Genomic DNA, 15,667 nt, shown 5'->3' on the forward strand with positions numbered 1-15,667 from the left:
TTCTACTCTCGTTCGTCTCTTGTTCGGACTTCGTTCGGACCTTGTTCGGAGCTTCTTCGGAAAACACCCGAACAAGGTCCGAACGAGGTCCGAACGAAAGAGGACGGAGAGTGGAACAAGGTACGACTGAGATAGGAAGGAGAGTCTAAAAATCTTATAGAATCTTCCCGATATCTTTCATCAAGATTTTCTGCCTCATTTCATCTTCCAACTCATCAAAAGATTCCTTGGCAAAAGGGGATGAAAGCGTACCCTCTTCGATTTTGTAGATATAATCGCAAGAGTCTTTAAGCGTAGAAAAGATATGCGAAGAGATGATTACGGTCTTCCCAAGGTCTTTTAACTTTTTAAGTATAGCGCTGAAGATGATAGAACTTTCTAGATCAATCCCATTGAAGGGTTCGTCAAAAATGAAGTATTCATTCTTTTGAAGAAGAACAGCAGTAATTGCTAATTTCTTTTTCATACCTGTTGTATAGTTGGAGACATATTCTTTTAGGGGAAGTTGAAAGATATTTCGTTCGGTTAAGTTGTCCACTTTTACTTTTCGGGCATCTGTCAACAGATAGATATGTTCTTCTCCAGTTATTTTTGGGAGGTAATATGGTTCAGAGGTCAGAAAACCCAGCTTACCTTTCAGGTTTTGTTCATCTGACTGAATACGGCCTTCATAATCTTCAAGTTCAGCTAGGCAACGGAAAAGTGTGGTTTTCCCAGCGCCATTATCACCCACGATTCCATAAATCTTCCCTGAATCAAATCGAATATTGATATTGCTCAAAACCTGTTTAGAACCATAGGATTTTGATAGATTAATGATTTCAATCATGATATTTTCTTAAGGTTTGCAATGGCTTTAAAATAATAATAGGGTATAATTGCTAAGATTAAGGGGTAGAAAGCTAAACATAAAGCTAATATAATGCCTTCTGAAATCCCAACTTTTTCGGGATATGCAGCATACTTTAAACTGATGGTAAAAGGAATCAACAAAATGCCTAATCCCCATACAAGGATTGGCTTGTATAATTCTGAAGGAAAGAAAAGTATTTGGAGGAGTAACAATGGAATCAACAAAATGCTTAATTGGATAATTCCTCGTTTAATTTTATACCATATAAATTCTACGGGTTTCCGGTTCTGGTTCCAAAAAAACATATATGGTTCAGGTTCCTGATAATAAAATGCACTGCATAGACAGAGGACAAACATACTAACCAACGCGAGGTTCTGATTGTTGTAGATCAATCCGATAAGCGCAATACTATACAATAAAACAATTAAAAGCCAAGTGCTTCGAAAGCCAATTATAAATTCAAATGGTTTTCTGGTAAATGGAGTTGGAATTCTATTGGACCAAATGCTGTTTGTGGAAATAAAAACAAATAATACGCAAAGTGCCAAAAGTATTCCCACCAAAAGGTAATTACCTGAGATGGTTAGGACAATTATGGTCCCAAGGCTGACAGAAAAATTTTCCAATAACCGAATGAAATGAAAGTCTTTTGTTTCGAATGTATTTCTTAAAAACTCATTTCTATTAAATTCCGAAAGAGCAAACAACCATTGAAAGTTCAATAAACTAACTAAATAAACTCCCCAGCTTGGAGATAAGGAAATAAAATAGAAGAGGGAGATATAAAACGCTAAAATAACAGGTGCCAGAAGATATTTGTTGAAGCCAAATTCTTCGAAACTTCTAGAGATTATCCGATATTGAAGTTTAAAATAATTATTTAGCATAATAAATGGTCCAAATTATCAATCAATTAGTACCTATTATACATTTATTGTTACAACTCCGCAAAAAAAATAGGTTCGTCACCGAACCTACTTCTATATCATTCCTTTTATTAAAGCTTTAGCCATACCAAAGTAGCCCTTTCTAAGCACTATGCCATGTCTTATGTCTTATGTCTAACGTCTAATGTCTAATGTCTAAAGACTTATGTCTAACCTCTCTCTCACGTTTTCTATCTCACATCCCACATCCCACATCTCATATCTCCTTTACGAATTCCTTTTCAACTGTTCATCCAATAATTGGCGTTTCAATTGTTGTTCTCTTTCCATAGATTTCTTTCTTAAAGATTGAAGTTCTTCTTGAAGTTCATCTACAGTATGTTTACTTTCATCGGTATCCACTTTAGCTTTTCTAAATGCTGCTAATATTGCGAATAAGGCTATTGCAAGGACCACAATGATGATCCAAACCATCATATGGTAAGAACTCTTAGAGAACTGAATTCCTAAAAAGGAGATGCTATCTGTTTTTTGTTGTTCTTGTTCAAGTGCTGCACTCAAGTTTTTTACAGAATCTTGAAGTCCAGTAATACTACCGGCGCTTGATGAAGCATCGCCCTTCAATTCTGAAATTTGCTTTTTGTAAGTGCTTAATGAATCCTTAACATTCTGGCGGATAATGTCGAGGTTTGTTTTTCGAATAATCTTAAAATCCTTGTCTTGATTACGTGATTGTAAGTTTAAGTACACAAACTGGCTGTCAAGAGGCGATGTTTTAAGTTTTTGTTGTAAGGTCTGAGCGGATAAAGAAGGGCTCAGAACCCAAAATAGTAGAATAAAAGATAATAATCTCATAGTAATAAGGTGTATTTCTTGCTTTACATGTCAAGTTTAGCAATTTAATTAGAATTACAAAAGAAATATTGGAAATTGATGCCAGATTACCAATTTGCACTTAAGGGTTTAACCAAAGGTTAATAATTATTTATTATTATGCTTATACAACCTTCCATTTTATAATATCTAATTCATCTCTAAATCCTTTTAAGCATTTTTAATTATGCTGACCATTTTCTATGAACTATTGAAAAATTCATCAATGTTGTTTCTAGAATAGTAAAAGTTGCTAATTCATAGAGGATTAAGATAATTTCGTTATTTTTATCATGATTATAAACTTTAGGCCATTCATAAAATATTCACCGACGAATATTTTATCAAATCATTGATTTATAAATGATTATTTGGTTTCTATAAGATCTTTAAAATTTATTTATTCCCATTAGGGAGCTAACGCAAGAATAAGATATGATTGATAAAACAGTATCTAATGCGCAAGAAGCTATTGAAGGTGTTCAAGATGGGATGACCATTTCCTTGGGTGGTTTTGGCTTGTGCGGGATTCCTGAAAACCTAATTTCTGCACTGTTGGATAAAGGCGTCAAAGACCTTACCTGTATCAGCAACAATGCTGGGGTCGATGATTTTGGACTTGGACTGCTATTGCAGAAAAAACAAGTAAAAAAAATGATCGCTTCTTACGTAGGTGAAAATGCCGAGTTTGAAAGACAGATGTTAAGTGGAGAACTCGAAGTAGAGCTGGTTCCTCAGGGTACATTAGCCACACGCTTGATGGCCGGAGGGTATGGATTACCGGTGATATATACCCCCGCAGGAGTAGGGACAGAAGTCGCAGAAGGTAAAGAAGTAAGAAAATTCACCTTCCATGGTGTTGAAAAAGATTATCTGATGGAATATGCATTTGAGCCCGATTTTGCATTTGTGAAAGCTTGGAAAGGTGATAAAGCAGGGAATCTTGTCTATCGAGGTACTGCACAAAACTTTAACCATGCCGTTGCAATGTGTGGCAAGATCACCATTGCCGAGGTGGAAGAATTGGTTGAACCAGGTGAACTGGACCCTAATTATATACATACACCGGGCATCTTCGTCAATAAGATCTTCCAAGGGGAGAAATATGAAAAAAGAATTGAACAAAGGACAGTAAGAAATAAAGATAATAATGAGTAAAAAAGTATATATCGTTGCAGCTAAGCGTACACCAATGGGAAGTTTTGGTTCTTCCTTAGCCTCAGTTTCTGCAACAGAATTGGGTGCCAAAGCAATTAAAGCAGTATTGGAAGAAGTGAAATTAGAACTTCACCAAGTGGATGAGGTTTATATGGGCTCTGTATTACAGGCAAATTTAGGGCAAGCACCTGCAAGGCAAGCATCAAAATATGCAGGACTTCCTGACAGCGTACCTGCAACAACCATAAACAAGGTATGCGCTAGTGGAATGAAAGCCATATCCATCGGGGTACAACAGATATTACTGGGAGATGCAGAAGTCGTAGTCGCTGGAGGGATGGAAAGTATGAGCAATGTGCCTTTCTACGATGCTGCGGTAAGGTGGGGAGCAAAGTATGGCGACCAGAAACTATTTGATGGTATTCAGAAAGATGGACTGACAGACGTTTATTCTGATCAAGCCATGGGAAATTGCGGTGAATTATGTGCCGAAAAATATAATATCAGCAGAGCTGATCAAGATGAATATGCTATCCAATCTTACACGAGAAGTAAAATAGCTTGGGAAAGTGGAAAATTTAAGAATGAAGTGGTTCCTGTAGAGGTGAAATCTCGCAAAGGTTCTGTAATGGTGGATGAGGATGAAGAGTTTAAGAATATCAACTTTGAAAAAGTGAGTCAATTGCGTCCCGCATTTAAAGCTGATGGTACCATTACGGCTGCAAATGCTTCAACACTGAGTGATGGCGCTGCAGCAGTCATATTAATGAGCGAAGAAAAAGTCAATGAATTGGGGTTGAAACCTTTGGCACAGGTTGTCGGCTATGCTGATGCAGAACAATCGCCTGAATGGTTTACCACAACACCAGCCGCAGCAACTGAAAAATTATTGCAGAAGGTAGGAATTACAATTGACGATATTGATTACTTCGAATTTAATGAAGCATTCTCGTTAGTAGCTTTGGCAAATGCTAAATTATTGGATATTTCGGAAGATCAAATCAACGTCTATGGTGGTGCAGTAGCATTGGGCCACCCGCTAGGTTGTTCGGGTGCCCGGATAATTGTGACTTTAATCAATGTTTTACATCAAGAAGGAGGCGAATTAGGCTTAGCAGCAATCTGTAATGGAGGCGGTGGAGCAAGCGCTATGCTTCTAAAGAAATGTTAACCTATGTTGGATAAATACGGAATAGCAAAAAGGATTGCTAAGGAAATAAAGGACGGTTATTACGTGAACTTAGGAATTGGTATTCCAACCCTAGTAGCAAATTACATCCCTGAGAATATCAATGTTGTTTTGCAAAGTGAAAACGGCTTATTGGGCATGGGACCATTTCCTTTTGAAGGTGAAGAAGATGCTGATTATATCAACGCCGGAAAACAGACCATCACGACCTTGCCAGGTTCAGCTTTCTTTGATTCGGCAATGAGCTTTGGAATGATCAGGTCTCGAAAAATTGACTTGACCATTTTGGGAGCAATGGAAGTTTCTGAAAATGGCGATATCGCCAACTGGAAAATTCCAGGAAAAATGGTTAAAGGAATGGGTGGAGCAATGGACCTCGTAGCCAGTGCCGAAAATATTATCGTCGCCATGCAACATGTAAACAAAGCCGGTGAATCCAAACTGTTACCTAATTGTACACTACCCCTGACAGGTGTTAAATGTGTCAAAAAAATAGTAACAGAACTCGGGGTTTTTGAAATTATGCCGGAAGGCGGGTTCAAAGTCCTCGAACTGCATGATGACGTATCTCTGGATATGGTGAAACAGAGTACAGCAGGAAAGTTGTTTTATTAAGGCCCTGGTTGGTGTCCCCACCAACCAGCAAGATAAATGCATGATAATTCCCTAAAAATAGTTTCCCGAGCTAAAGCTCGGGAATGACACACATGCCCGGAGCATGAGGGCGAATTTTGGAGGAAAATTTCTGCGGCGAGCCGCAGAAATTTTCCTCCAAAATTCGCCCATTATTCTATAAGAGAGCCGTGTCATTCTCCCGCTTTAGTGGGAGAAACTATTTATTCCCCTGATATCAAATATTAGTAACACGTCCTAGTTGGAGGCTCAACTTCGCCCAAGTTGGTGTCCCCACTTCGCCGTGGCAGGTGTCCCCACCTGCCACTAAAATAAACAGCTGGTTGGTGGAGACACCAACCAGGGCGGGGTAGGGGCCCCCGACCACGGCTACTTACCCTACCACGGCTACTTACCCTGCTACCGCGACTTACCCTACCACGGCTACTTACCCTACCACGGCTACTTACCCTGCCAAGTCAACTAAGCCCATCAGAATGATTTTATCTAGCCATGACAGTCCATAACAGTTATGCGAAAGATTTAAAATATCTTCGAAATAACTTATAAACCTAAATCAATTTTTAAGATCAAGTATGAATGCACTAGCAGGAGTAATATTTCATTTTATTGGAGGATTTGCATCGGGGAGTTTCTATGTCCCCTATAAAAAAGTGAAAGGCTGGTCATGGGAATCCATGTGGATTTTGGGAGGATTATTTTCTTGGATAATAGTACCTCCGATTGCAGCATGGCTTACCATTCCCAACTTTGCAGATATCATCAGCAATACGGACTCCAGCATATTGGGTTATACCTTTTTATTCGGAATACTCTGGGGGATCGGAGGATTGACCTATGGTCTGGGGGTACGATATTTGGGTGTTTCTTTAGGAAGCAGTGTGATTTTGGGATTGAGTATGGTCTTCGGATCCCTGATGCCTGCAGTTTATTATTTTTTCAATAAAGCCGAAGGAAAGCACGGAATAGATTACTTCTTTACAGATAAGGCGGGCATTTGCGTGATGATTGGACTGTTGGTCTGCGTGATAGGGATCTATTTATGTGGAAAGGCCGGTGTGCTGAAAGAGAAGAGCTTGGGTACCTTATCCAGCGAGGCAAAATCAGACTATAACTTTGGATTGGGGATTGTGGTAGCCATAGTTTCAGGCGTACTGAGTGCTTGTTTCAATTTTGGAATAGAATCGGGAAAACCAATGGCCGATGTGGCAAACAACCTTTGGAAAGCCGCTAATCCAAACCAAGGTGAATTCTTGTACCAAAACAATGTAACCTACATTGTCATACTATGGGGAGGATTTACAACGAACTTTTTATGGTGCTTATACCTTCTTATAAAGAATCATTCATTCTCTGATTATACAAAATCCAGTGCGCCACTAGCTAAGAACTTCTTGTTATGCGCTATAGCGGGCACAACATGGTATTTGCAGTTCTTCTTTTATGGAATGGGTGAAAGTAGGTTGGGTAATGGCGCCAGCTCATGGATATTGCATATGGCATTTATAATCTTGATTTCCAATGCTTGGGGAATTGCCCTGAAGGAATGGAAGGGAGTTAGCAAGCCTACATACACAGCTATTATTGCAGGAATTGCTACAATCATTATTTCGATATGCATTGTGGGATTTGCAAAAACATTAGAATAGATAATAGAATAGTAAACTAAAAAATATATAACAGTGAGAACATACAAACACGTTAATTATTTATGGGACGATGAGTACGCTCAACAGCTTGCGGGTGACGAAGTGGCTCTGTTATTATACCGTTCCAACATTTTGGGGTCTGATCTAAGGATTACCAATTATGGTGGTGGAAATACTTCTTGTAAGGTTATGGACAAAGATCCATTGACTGGTGAAGAGGTGGAGGTCATGTGGATTAAAGGTTCTGGAGGTGACATTGGCACGCTGAAGAAATCTGGACTTGCCGCACTATATGTGGATCGGTTGCGAGATTTGGAAAAAGTGTACCGCGGAATCGAACATGAAGATGAAATGGTTGAACTGTTCAATCACTGTATCTTTGACCTTGCTTCTAAAGCACCTTCAATCGACACGCCTTTGCATGGTTTTCTACCATTTAAGCATATAGACCATCTACATCCAGATGCAGCAATCGCCATTGCTGCAGCAAAAGATGGAAAGAAGATAACACAAGAATTATTCAATGGTAGTATCGGCTGGGTAGAGTGGCAAAAGCCAGGATTTGATCTGGGATTACAATTAAGGGAGTGCCTAGAACAAAACCCTGGAATCCGTGGGATAATGTTGGGATCACATGGATTATTTACCTGGGGCGATACTGCCAAAGAATGCTACATCAATTCACTCGACGTGATTGAAACTTGTGCAAACTACCTTGAAGAAAATTATGGCAAAAACAGAGCTATTTTTGGTGGACAGAAAATCGAAAGCCTCGATCCTAAAGAAAGACAAGTTCAAGCAGCTAAAATAGCGCCAGTCCTTAGAGGATTTTGTTCTAGCGAACGCCATATGGTCGGCCATTTTACCGATGACCATCGTGTATTGGAATACATCAATTCCAATGACCTTGAGAAATTGGCACCGCTCGGAACAAGTTGCCCTGACCATTTCTTGAGAACAAAAATCCAACCTTTAATCTTGAACTTGGATAAAAATGATGACTTAAGTGATGTAACAGCACTTAAAGAAAAACTAGCACCTTTGTTTGAAGACTATAGAGCAATGTATACAGAATATTATGAAAACTGTAAACATCCGAATAGTCCGGCCATTCGTGATAGAAATCCAGTTATCATCATCTATCCTGGAGTAGGGATGTTCGCTTTTGCGAAAGACAAACAAACAGCGAGGGTAGCCGCGGAGTTCTACACCAATGCCATCAATGTAATGAAAGGCTCAGAGGCGGTAAGTGAATATACTTCATTGCCAAGACAAGAAGCTTTCAATATTGAGTATTGGTTATTGGAGGAGGCGAAATTACAGCGTATGCCAAAACCGAAGTCATTATCAGGAAGAATTGCATTGGTGACAGGGAGTGCTGGAGGAATAGGAAAAGCAATTGCCAAAAAATTTGCTGAAGAAGGTGCAGTCATTGTATTGAATGATTTGAATGCAGAACGTTTGGCAGGTACGAAAAAAGAATTTGAGGAGGCTTTTGGAAATGATAATGTAGTATCAGTACCTTTAGATGTAACCAACGAAGAACAAATCAGGGTAGCATTTGAAAAAGCATGCTTAAACTATGCAGGTGTTGATATCGTCGTGAATAATGCGGGATTATCGATTTCAAAAAGTATAGAAGATCATACTGAGAAAGATTTAAATCTATTGTACGATGTTTTGGTGAAAGGACAATTTTATGTCACGCAACAGGCTGTACGTGTTATGAAATCCCAAGGAATTGGAGGCGACATCGTGAATATCGTTAGCAAGAATGGATTGGTTAGTGGTCCAAACAATGCGGGGTACGGAAGTGCTAAAGCTGCTCAATTACACTTGAGTAGACTGAATGCTGCTGAATTGGGAGTTGATAAAATCCGAGTGAACGTGGTAAATCCTGATGCGGTGATATCCGACAGTAATATCTGGGCCGGAGGATGGGCTGAAGGCCGTGCAAAAGCTTATGGCGTTTCGGTTGAAGAGCTACCTGCTTTTTACGCAAAACGTACTTTGCTCAATGAGGTAATCCTACCTGAAGATATTGCAAATGCTTGTTTTGCTTTTGTTGGTGGATTGTTGAAAAAATCTACAGGTAATGTTCTGAATGTGGATGGCGGAGTTGCCATGTCATTTGTCAGATAATTATAACTAGAATAAGCCTAAAGCAGAAACGATGAGAATTGAGAGAGAACAAATTAAACAACATAATCAAGGATTGGAAGCCAAGCATCAGCGGGCTTTCCAATTCTTAAAAGAAGATATTGCAGGAATTGAAGAGGTTGTTTCAAAATTGGAGCAATTTCAGATTGCTATTCCAAGCTGGGCATTGGGAACTGGTGGTACGCGATTCGGCAGATTCAGTGGTCGAGGAGAACCGGGTACCTTGGAGGAAAAGATTGAGGACGTTGGTCTGTTGCATGCTTTGAATAGATCGAGTGGTGCCATATCATTACATATTCCTTGGGATATCCCTAAGGATGCTGACAAAATCAAAGATTTGGCAGCATCCCTTGACCTTAAATTTGATGCCGTAAATTCCAATACATTTCAAGACCAAAAGGATCAAGAATTAAGCTATAAACATGGTTCTTTGCACCATGTAGATCCCAAGGTAAGGAAACAAGCAGTTGACCATAACAAAGAAGTTATTGACCACGGTATTGCATTGGGTTCTAAAGCTTTGACAGTCTGGTTAGCAGATGGTTCTTCCTTTCCAGGGCAGCTGAATTTCCGTGAAGCATTCCAAAATACATTGGAAAGTTTAAAGGAAATCTATGCACATCTTCCAGAAGATTGGAAATTATTTGTCGAATACAAAGCATTTGAGCCCTTTTTCTATTCCATGACCATTGGTGATTGGGGACAATCTTTATTATTGGCGAGTAAATTAGGACCAAAAGCTTATACCTTAGTGGATTTAGGTCACCACCTTCCGAATGCAAATATTGAACAGATAGTTTCTTTATTATTAATGGAAGGAAAACTTGGTGGATTCCACTTCAACGATAGTAAATATGCGGATGATGATTTGACAGCAGGGTCAATCAAACCTTATCAGTTGTTTTTGATTTTCAATGAATTGGTTGAGGGAATGGATAATCGAGGCATGGACCATGTGACCGATTTAGGTTGGATGATAGATGCTTCCCATAACTTAAAAGATCCTTTGGTGGACTTATTGCAATCTGTTGAAGCGATCATGATTGCTTATGCACAGGCATTATTGGTGGACCGAAAAGCTCTTAAAGAAGCACAAAAAAACAATGATATCGTAAAAGCTCAGAATATTTTGCAGAATGCATTCCGCACAGATGTTAGACCTATTGTTGCTGAGGCGAGATTACGTGCAGGAGCAGCTTTGGATCCTTTGCAGTTATTCGATGAATTAGCTGTGAGAAAACAATTGGTAAAGGAAAGAGGTGAAAACTCAGTGGCAACTGGCTTATAGAAGGTGAGCATGGGACAAAAAGAACGTATACCTGTTGTTGCAATTTTTGATGTGGGCAAGACAAACAAAAAGTTGTTCTTGTTTGACGAACACTATAAAATTGTATTTGAAAAATCCGCTAGATTTTTAGAAACAGTGGATGAAGATGGTGATCCATGCGAAAACTTGGAAAGTTTAAGATTGTCAGTATTCGACTCTTTACATGAAATTTTCCGAAAGACTGAATACGATGTAAAGGCTATCAATTTCACTTCCTATGGCGCAAGTTTCGTACTGATCCGGGAAGATGGTCAGCCTTTGACTCCACTATACAATTACCTAAAAGAATATCCAAAAGATTTAAAGGACGAACTTCATAATCGATATGCCGGTCTTGAACAATTCAGTTTGGATACCGCATCGCCTGATTTAGGAAGTTTAAATTCAGGCTTACAATTATACAGAATAAAACATCAAAAGCCAGAAATTTTTGCTGAGACCAAATCTGCCCTACATTTACCACAATATCTCAGCTTTTTACTTTCTGGGAAAATGTATTCTGATAAAACAAGTATAGGTTGTCATACAGCCTTATGGGATTATCATACACAAGATTATCACCAATGGGTAAAGGATAACGGAATTGAGGAAAAGCTAGCACCAATCGTTCAGGCGGATGAAGTTTTTGCAGCTAATTTCCCTGGGAGTACATTCAAGATTGGTTGCGGTTTGCATGATTCGTCTTCAGCATTAATCCCTTATCTTTTGAATTTTCATGAACCCTTTGTTTTGATCTCTACAGGCACATGGTGCATTTCTTTAAATCCGTTTAATTATAGGCCATTGACCAAAGACGAACTCGAACAAGATTGTCTTTTTTATCTATCCTATAAAGGAGATCCGGTCAAAGCATCTCGGTTATTTGCAGGTCATGAACATGATGTGCAAACAAAAAGAATTGCAGACCATTTCGGCATTACAACAGCCAAATTTCGGAATATGGAAATCGATTGGAAATTAGTAGATGAACTGAACAATAAATCGATTTCAAATGATTTGGATGCCTTTGCAAATATAGATCTTAATGAGTTTGCTAATTATACAGAAGCTTATCATTCTTTGATGCTACATTTGGTTAAAGCACAAGTGAAATCGACCAACTTGATCATGAATGAAGGAAAAATTACTCGAGTTTTTGTAGATGGAGGATTCAGTAAAAATTCAATCTACATGAACCTGTTGGCAAAGGAATATCCAGAAGTTGAAGTATATGCTGCATCCATGGCGCAAGCAACAGCAGTTGGTGCTGCATTGGTCATCCATGAGCATTGGAATTCCTTACCTATCCCTAATGATTTGATAGAATTGAGGTTCTTTAGAACCTAATTGATAAAATTTTCATTTTCAATTTTTCATTTTATAGTTTAATAATTAATGAAAAACGATCAGCATGGCATGTTGGTCGTTTTTTTCGTTACACGAATTCGTTAAAGATTTTATTTAAGTTAATTGTTTTAGCTAGCGTTTTTTGTTGAATATTTACGGGTTTCTTATAATTAATTGGAAATCAGGATGGCACAGGATGCGGAATTGTGCATGTATCGGTACTTTTATCTCAGAAAAACAAATTATAAACCGACCCAAATTAAAACCAAGGTCAAAATCATATTACTAATAAATTTCTTATTGATATTAACATCTCTTTAGTCGAGAAATATTAGCCTTCATTTCTGTTTAAGGAAAATTGATATCAAGTGATGAATATTAAATATTACCTATAAACTAAACCTAAGACTATGAAAGGAACATTATTTTGGAAAAGTATTTTGTTCAAGTCGTTATCCATTCTTCTGATTTTATTTATTTCAGTTCATGTTTTATGGGCCCAATCAGGGTTTAAAATTGAAGGGACGATTCGTGATGCAGAAACCAAGGAAGTCTTGCCGGGAGTTACCATTCGTTTTGTAAACAGCAATATCGCTACTTCCAGTGATGATCAAGGCCGTTTCGAACTCGACCTGCCCAATAGCGGAAAATTAAATTTCAGCTTAATTGGATACCAACAGCAAGAAACGGAAGTGAATGCGGCTAGAAATCTAACCATTGATTTGTTGAAACAAGGTGAAGATATTGATGAAGTTGTTGTGGTAGCATATGGTCAACAAAAGAAATTATCAGTTACGGGAGCTGTATCTTCAGTTAGCAGCGAAGATCTGAAGAAAACGCCTTCAGCAAGTTTGGCTGTCGCTCTTGCAGGTAAACTTCCTGGTCTATCTTCTGTGCAACGTGGTGGTGGACAACCTGGGCGTGATGATGCAACCATGTTTCTTCGTGGGGCTGCAACAACAAATGGACAAGCGCCACTCATCTTAATCGATGGGGTGCCTAGGGATAATATCCGAACGCTAGATGCCAATGAGGTAGAAACAGTGACGGTTTTGAAAGATGCTTCTGCAACCGCCGTTTTTGGAGTAAGAGGTGCCAATGGGGTAATCTTAATTACAACCAAAAGAGGTAAAGTAGGTAAGATAGAATTGAATGCCAGCCTTGATCAAAGTTGGACATCTTTTACAAGAGAACCTGAACGATTAACATCCTTAGAATATTTGAACCTGAGAAATCAGGCATCCCTAAATGATGGTTTGGAAGCACCATTTTCAGCTGATATCATCGGTAAATATGAAAATCCATTGGCGGGTCTCGATCGCAATGATCCAGATTACAATACTAAAGCAATGGTCTTAAATTATATGTACCCTGACCATGATTATTACCGTGAATTTATAGCTAAAAATACACCTCAGACTCGAGTAAATATCAACGGTAGCGGGGGTACAGACAAATTGAGCTATTTCGTTAATGGCGCATTTCTCAGACAGGGAGGTAATTTGATAACTGAGCCTAAAGAGCAGTTAGGATATGACCCTTCCTCTTGGATGCGGAGATATAACTTTAGATCTAACCTGGATTATAAAATAAGCGAATATGTAAATTCTTTCTTAAATATCGGGACGTATATTGAGCAAGTAAATATGCCTTCAGCAGGTTTGTATGGAGGAGATACCAATTGGATGATGCGTGATTTATTGTATCAGGCTCAATCAATTTTACCTATTACCCCTGGACCAGTGACTATTGGTGGATTTGGTATTGAGCCTGGCCAGATCGTTGATCCGGGATATATGGATAGATCAGCCTTTGAAATCATCAATCGAATGGGATATAGGAATGAAATCAGGTCCAATTTAAATGCTTCCTTAGGTATTGATGTCTATTTAGGAAAGTATGTTCCAGGATTAAGTGTGAAAGGTATGGTTTCATACGATACCAGAGCAACCACCGCTGCCCAAGGGTATAAAAGGGAAAGACTTTACCTGGCTGAAATAGTGCCCGCATCAAATACATTGAATTATGCCGTGAAACGTTCCGAAGAGGAACTTTTAAGTCTTGTTAAAGGTGCTGATTCCAGGTATAATATCAATTTACAAGGTTCCATTAATTATGTAAAAACATTCGCTGAGAAACACAACATCACCGGAATGATCCTCGCGCAGCGGGATAACTGGGAAACTACAGCCGGTGAAATTCCTTTTAATGTCATCGGTGTTGCAGGAAGGTTTACCTATGGATATGATGACCGCTATTTGGCAGAGATCAATATGGGGTATAATGGTTCTGAACAATTTGCTCCCAGTAAAAGATTTGGTTTCTTTCCAGCATTTTCTGTTGGATGGATTCTGAGCAATGAACCCTATATGCCAAAATACGAATGGCTTGATAATTTAAAATTCAGAGCATCCTATGGTAAAGTTGGTAATGACCAAATGGGGGGAGTTAGGTTCTTATATCAAACCAAGAATACCTTAGGAGGAGGTCCTTTGGGTAGTTTAGCCACTATACCAGGTTCGAATTCGAGTTTAGGTCAAGGAATCAATCAAGGCTTGATCGGCAATCCAAATGTTACTTGGGAGTTGGCCGAAAAGCAAAACTATGGTGTGGATTTGGGGCTGTTTAAGGAATTGACAGCTGCATTTGATTATTATATTGAAGACAGGAGCCAGATTCTTATTCAAAGACAATCTGTTCCTTCCTTTCAAGGTGTACCGCTAGGAAATATCCCTAGAGTTAATATGGGAATCGTGAACAATAAGGGATTCGAAGTAGAGTTGACTTATAGAAAAACCATTACAGACAAGTTGCACCTGAGCTTCAACGGTAATTATGGTGAAAACAGAAATGTAGTTAAGTTCATTGATGAACCTATTCGCGATGAGTCTTATGTACATCGATATCGTGGAACCGGTTATGCCATGGGACAAAATTTCGGTTATAAAATAGATTATAGCAATGGCACTGGAATGTTCAATAGCCAAGAAGAACTTGATAGTTATTTAGCAACCACGAGTTATGGGTTTGGAGTTCCCAGAGTTGGTTATTTCAAATATGAAGATTTAAATAAAGATGGTGTGGTGGATGATAAGGATCAAGTGCCGATTGGGGCTTCTACTATTCCTGGTATTACCTATGGTTTTGGAATGACCGTTTCGTTTGCAGGATTTGATGCTACGGTGTTTTTTCAAGGAGTAGGTCGCTATTCAGGAGTGTGGGGCGGTACACAGGGTGTATATGAAAACACTTACCGAGGAACCTATTTTGGATATCACAAAACTGCTTGGACTGCTGAACGATTTGCCAATGGGGAGGAAATTACCTATCCAGCGCTGAGTACTCAAAGCAACAGTAACCATGTAAACAATGACTTCTTTATCATGAATCGATCTTACATACGATTGAGGAATCTGGAATTGGCATATACGCTGCCTGCAAAATTATTGCAGCCTATTGGTGTAAATGCATTCAGAGTCTATGTAAGTGGACATAATTTATTCTTATGGGACAATCTCCCGATGAAGCATCTTGATCCAGAAAACATGGATCCAATTGGATATCCGGTGACCAAGATGGTAAATATGGGAGTTAATGTAACTTTTTAAA

The 15,667-nt window shown here is 38.8% G+C and carries 11 protein-coding genes; 8 read left to right on the forward strand and 3 right to left on the reverse strand.

Annotated elements, in window-relative coordinates:
* Positions 1-154 precede the first annotated feature (154 nt).
* From CRT24_RS04290 to CRT24_RS04300, 3 genes are all read right to left on the reverse strand, one after another.
* On the reverse strand, positions 155-829 hold the full coding sequence (locus CRT24_RS04290; protein WP_099370014.1) for an ATP-binding cassette domain-containing protein: 675 nt from the start codon (positions 827-829) through the stop codon (positions 155-157).
* Positions 826-1,743 (reverse strand): hypothetical protein, encoded by a 918-nt coding sequence (locus tag CRT24_RS04295; RefSeq protein ID WP_099370015.1) that lies wholly within the window; start codon positions 1,741-1,743, stop codon positions 826-828. The genes CRT24_RS04290 and CRT24_RS04295 overlap by 4 nt, the downstream gene beginning before the upstream one ends.
* Positions 1,744-2,010: 267 nt before the next feature.
* Positions 2,011-2,598, reverse strand: a complete 588-nt coding sequence (locus CRT24_RS04300; protein WP_099370016.1) for a hypothetical protein — start codon at positions 2,596-2,598, stop codon at positions 2,011-2,013.
* Between the two features lie 453 nt (positions 2,599-3,051).
* On the opposite strand from CRT24_RS04300, the gene CRT24_RS04305 reads away from it, so the two are divergent.
* From CRT24_RS04305 to CRT24_RS04340, 8 genes are all read left to right on the forward strand, one after another.
* Positions 3,052-3,774 carry a CoA transferase subunit A gene (locus tag CRT24_RS04305; protein ID WP_099370017.1) on the forward strand — a complete coding sequence of 241 codons (723 nt, stop codon included), beginning with the start codon at positions 3,052-3,054 and terminating at the stop codon, positions 3,772-3,774.
* Entirely contained in the window at positions 3,767-4,945 is a 1,179-nt protein-coding gene (locus CRT24_RS04310; protein WP_099370018.1) for a thiolase family protein, read from the forward strand. The genes CRT24_RS04305 and CRT24_RS04310 overlap by 8 nt, the downstream gene beginning before the upstream one ends.
* 3 nt (positions 4,946-4,948) lie before the next feature.
* Complete coding sequence (locus CRT24_RS04315; protein WP_099370019.1) at positions 4,949-5,578, forward strand: 3-oxoacid CoA-transferase subunit B; 630 nt, start codon at positions 4,949-4,951, stop codon at positions 5,576-5,578.
* A 593-nt stretch (positions 5,579-6,171) separates the two neighbouring features.
* Positions 6,172-7,245 (forward strand): L-rhamnose/proton symporter RhaT, encoded by a 1,074-nt coding sequence (rhaT, locus tag CRT24_RS04320; protein ID WP_099370020.1) that lies wholly within the window; start codon positions 6,172-6,174, stop codon positions 7,243-7,245.
* Between the two features lie 33 nt (positions 7,246-7,278).
* Entirely contained in the window at positions 7,279-9,387 is a 2,109-nt protein-coding gene (locus CRT24_RS04325) for a bifunctional aldolase/short-chain dehydrogenase (protein ID WP_099370021.1), read from the forward strand.
* A gap of 31 nt (positions 9,388-9,418) precedes the next feature.
* Positions 9,419-10,693, forward strand: coding sequence for a TIM barrel protein (locus CRT24_RS04330; RefSeq protein ID WP_099370022.1), 1,275 nt, complete (start codon positions 9,419-9,421; stop codon positions 10,691-10,693).
* Between the two features lie 9 nt (positions 10,694-10,702).
* Positions 10,703-12,058 carry an FGGY-family carbohydrate kinase gene (locus tag CRT24_RS04335; RefSeq protein WP_099370023.1) on the forward strand — a complete coding sequence of 452 codons (1,356 nt, stop codon included), beginning with the start codon at positions 10,703-10,705 and terminating at the stop codon, positions 12,056-12,058.
* A gap of 410 nt (positions 12,059-12,468) precedes the next feature.
* Entirely contained in the window at positions 12,469-15,666 is a 3,198-nt protein-coding gene (locus CRT24_RS04340; protein ID WP_099370024.1) for a TonB-dependent receptor, read from the forward strand.
* Position 15,667: the final 1 nt, after the last annotated feature.

Origin of the sequence: Sphingobacterium sp. 1.A.5 (assembly GCF_002734235.1) — a bacterium.
GTDB lineage: Bacteria > Bacteroidota > Bacteroidia > Sphingobacteriales > Sphingobacteriaceae > Sphingobacterium > Sphingobacterium daejeonense.

What these genes read in the sequence shown, in the direction of transcription:
- CRT24_RS04315 (WP_099370019.1), top strand. Translation starts at nt 4,949, where the DNA reads ATGTTGGATAAATACGGAATAGCAAAAAGGATTGCTAAGGAAATAAAG.
- CRT24_RS04310 (WP_099370018.1), top strand. Translation starts at nt 3,767, where the DNA reads ATGAGTAAAAAAGTATATATCGTTGCAGCTAAGCGTACACCAATGGGA.
- rhaT (WP_099370020.1), top strand. Translation starts at nt 6,172, where the DNA reads ATGAATGCACTAGCAGGAGTAATATTTCATTTTATTGGAGGATTTGCA.
- CRT24_RS04335 (WP_099370023.1), top strand. Translation starts at nt 10,703, where the DNA reads ATGGGACAAAAAGAACGTATACCTGTTGTTGCAATTTTTGATGTGGGC.
- CRT24_RS04340 (WP_099370024.1), top strand. Translation starts at nt 12,469, where the DNA reads ATGAAAGGAACATTATTTTGGAAAAGTATTTTGTTCAAGTCGTTATCC.
- CRT24_RS04305 (WP_099370017.1), top strand. Translation starts at nt 3,052, where the DNA reads ATGATTGATAAAACAGTATCTAATGCGCAAGAAGCTATTGAAGGTGTT.
- CRT24_RS04300 (WP_099370016.1), bottom strand. Translation starts at nt 2,598, where the DNA reads ATGAGATTATTATCTTTTATTCTACTATTTTGGGTTCTGAGCCCTTCT.
- CRT24_RS04330 (WP_099370022.1), top strand. Translation starts at nt 9,419, where the DNA reads ATGAGAATTGAGAGAGAACAAATTAAACAACATAATCAAGGATTGGAA.
- CRT24_RS04295 (WP_099370015.1), bottom strand. Translation starts at nt 1,743, where the DNA reads ATGCTAAATAATTATTTTAAACTTCAATATCGGATAATCTCTAGAAGT.
- CRT24_RS04290 (WP_099370014.1), bottom strand. Translation starts at nt 829, where the DNA reads ATGATTGAAATCATTAATCTATCAAAATCCTATGGTTCTAAACAGGTT.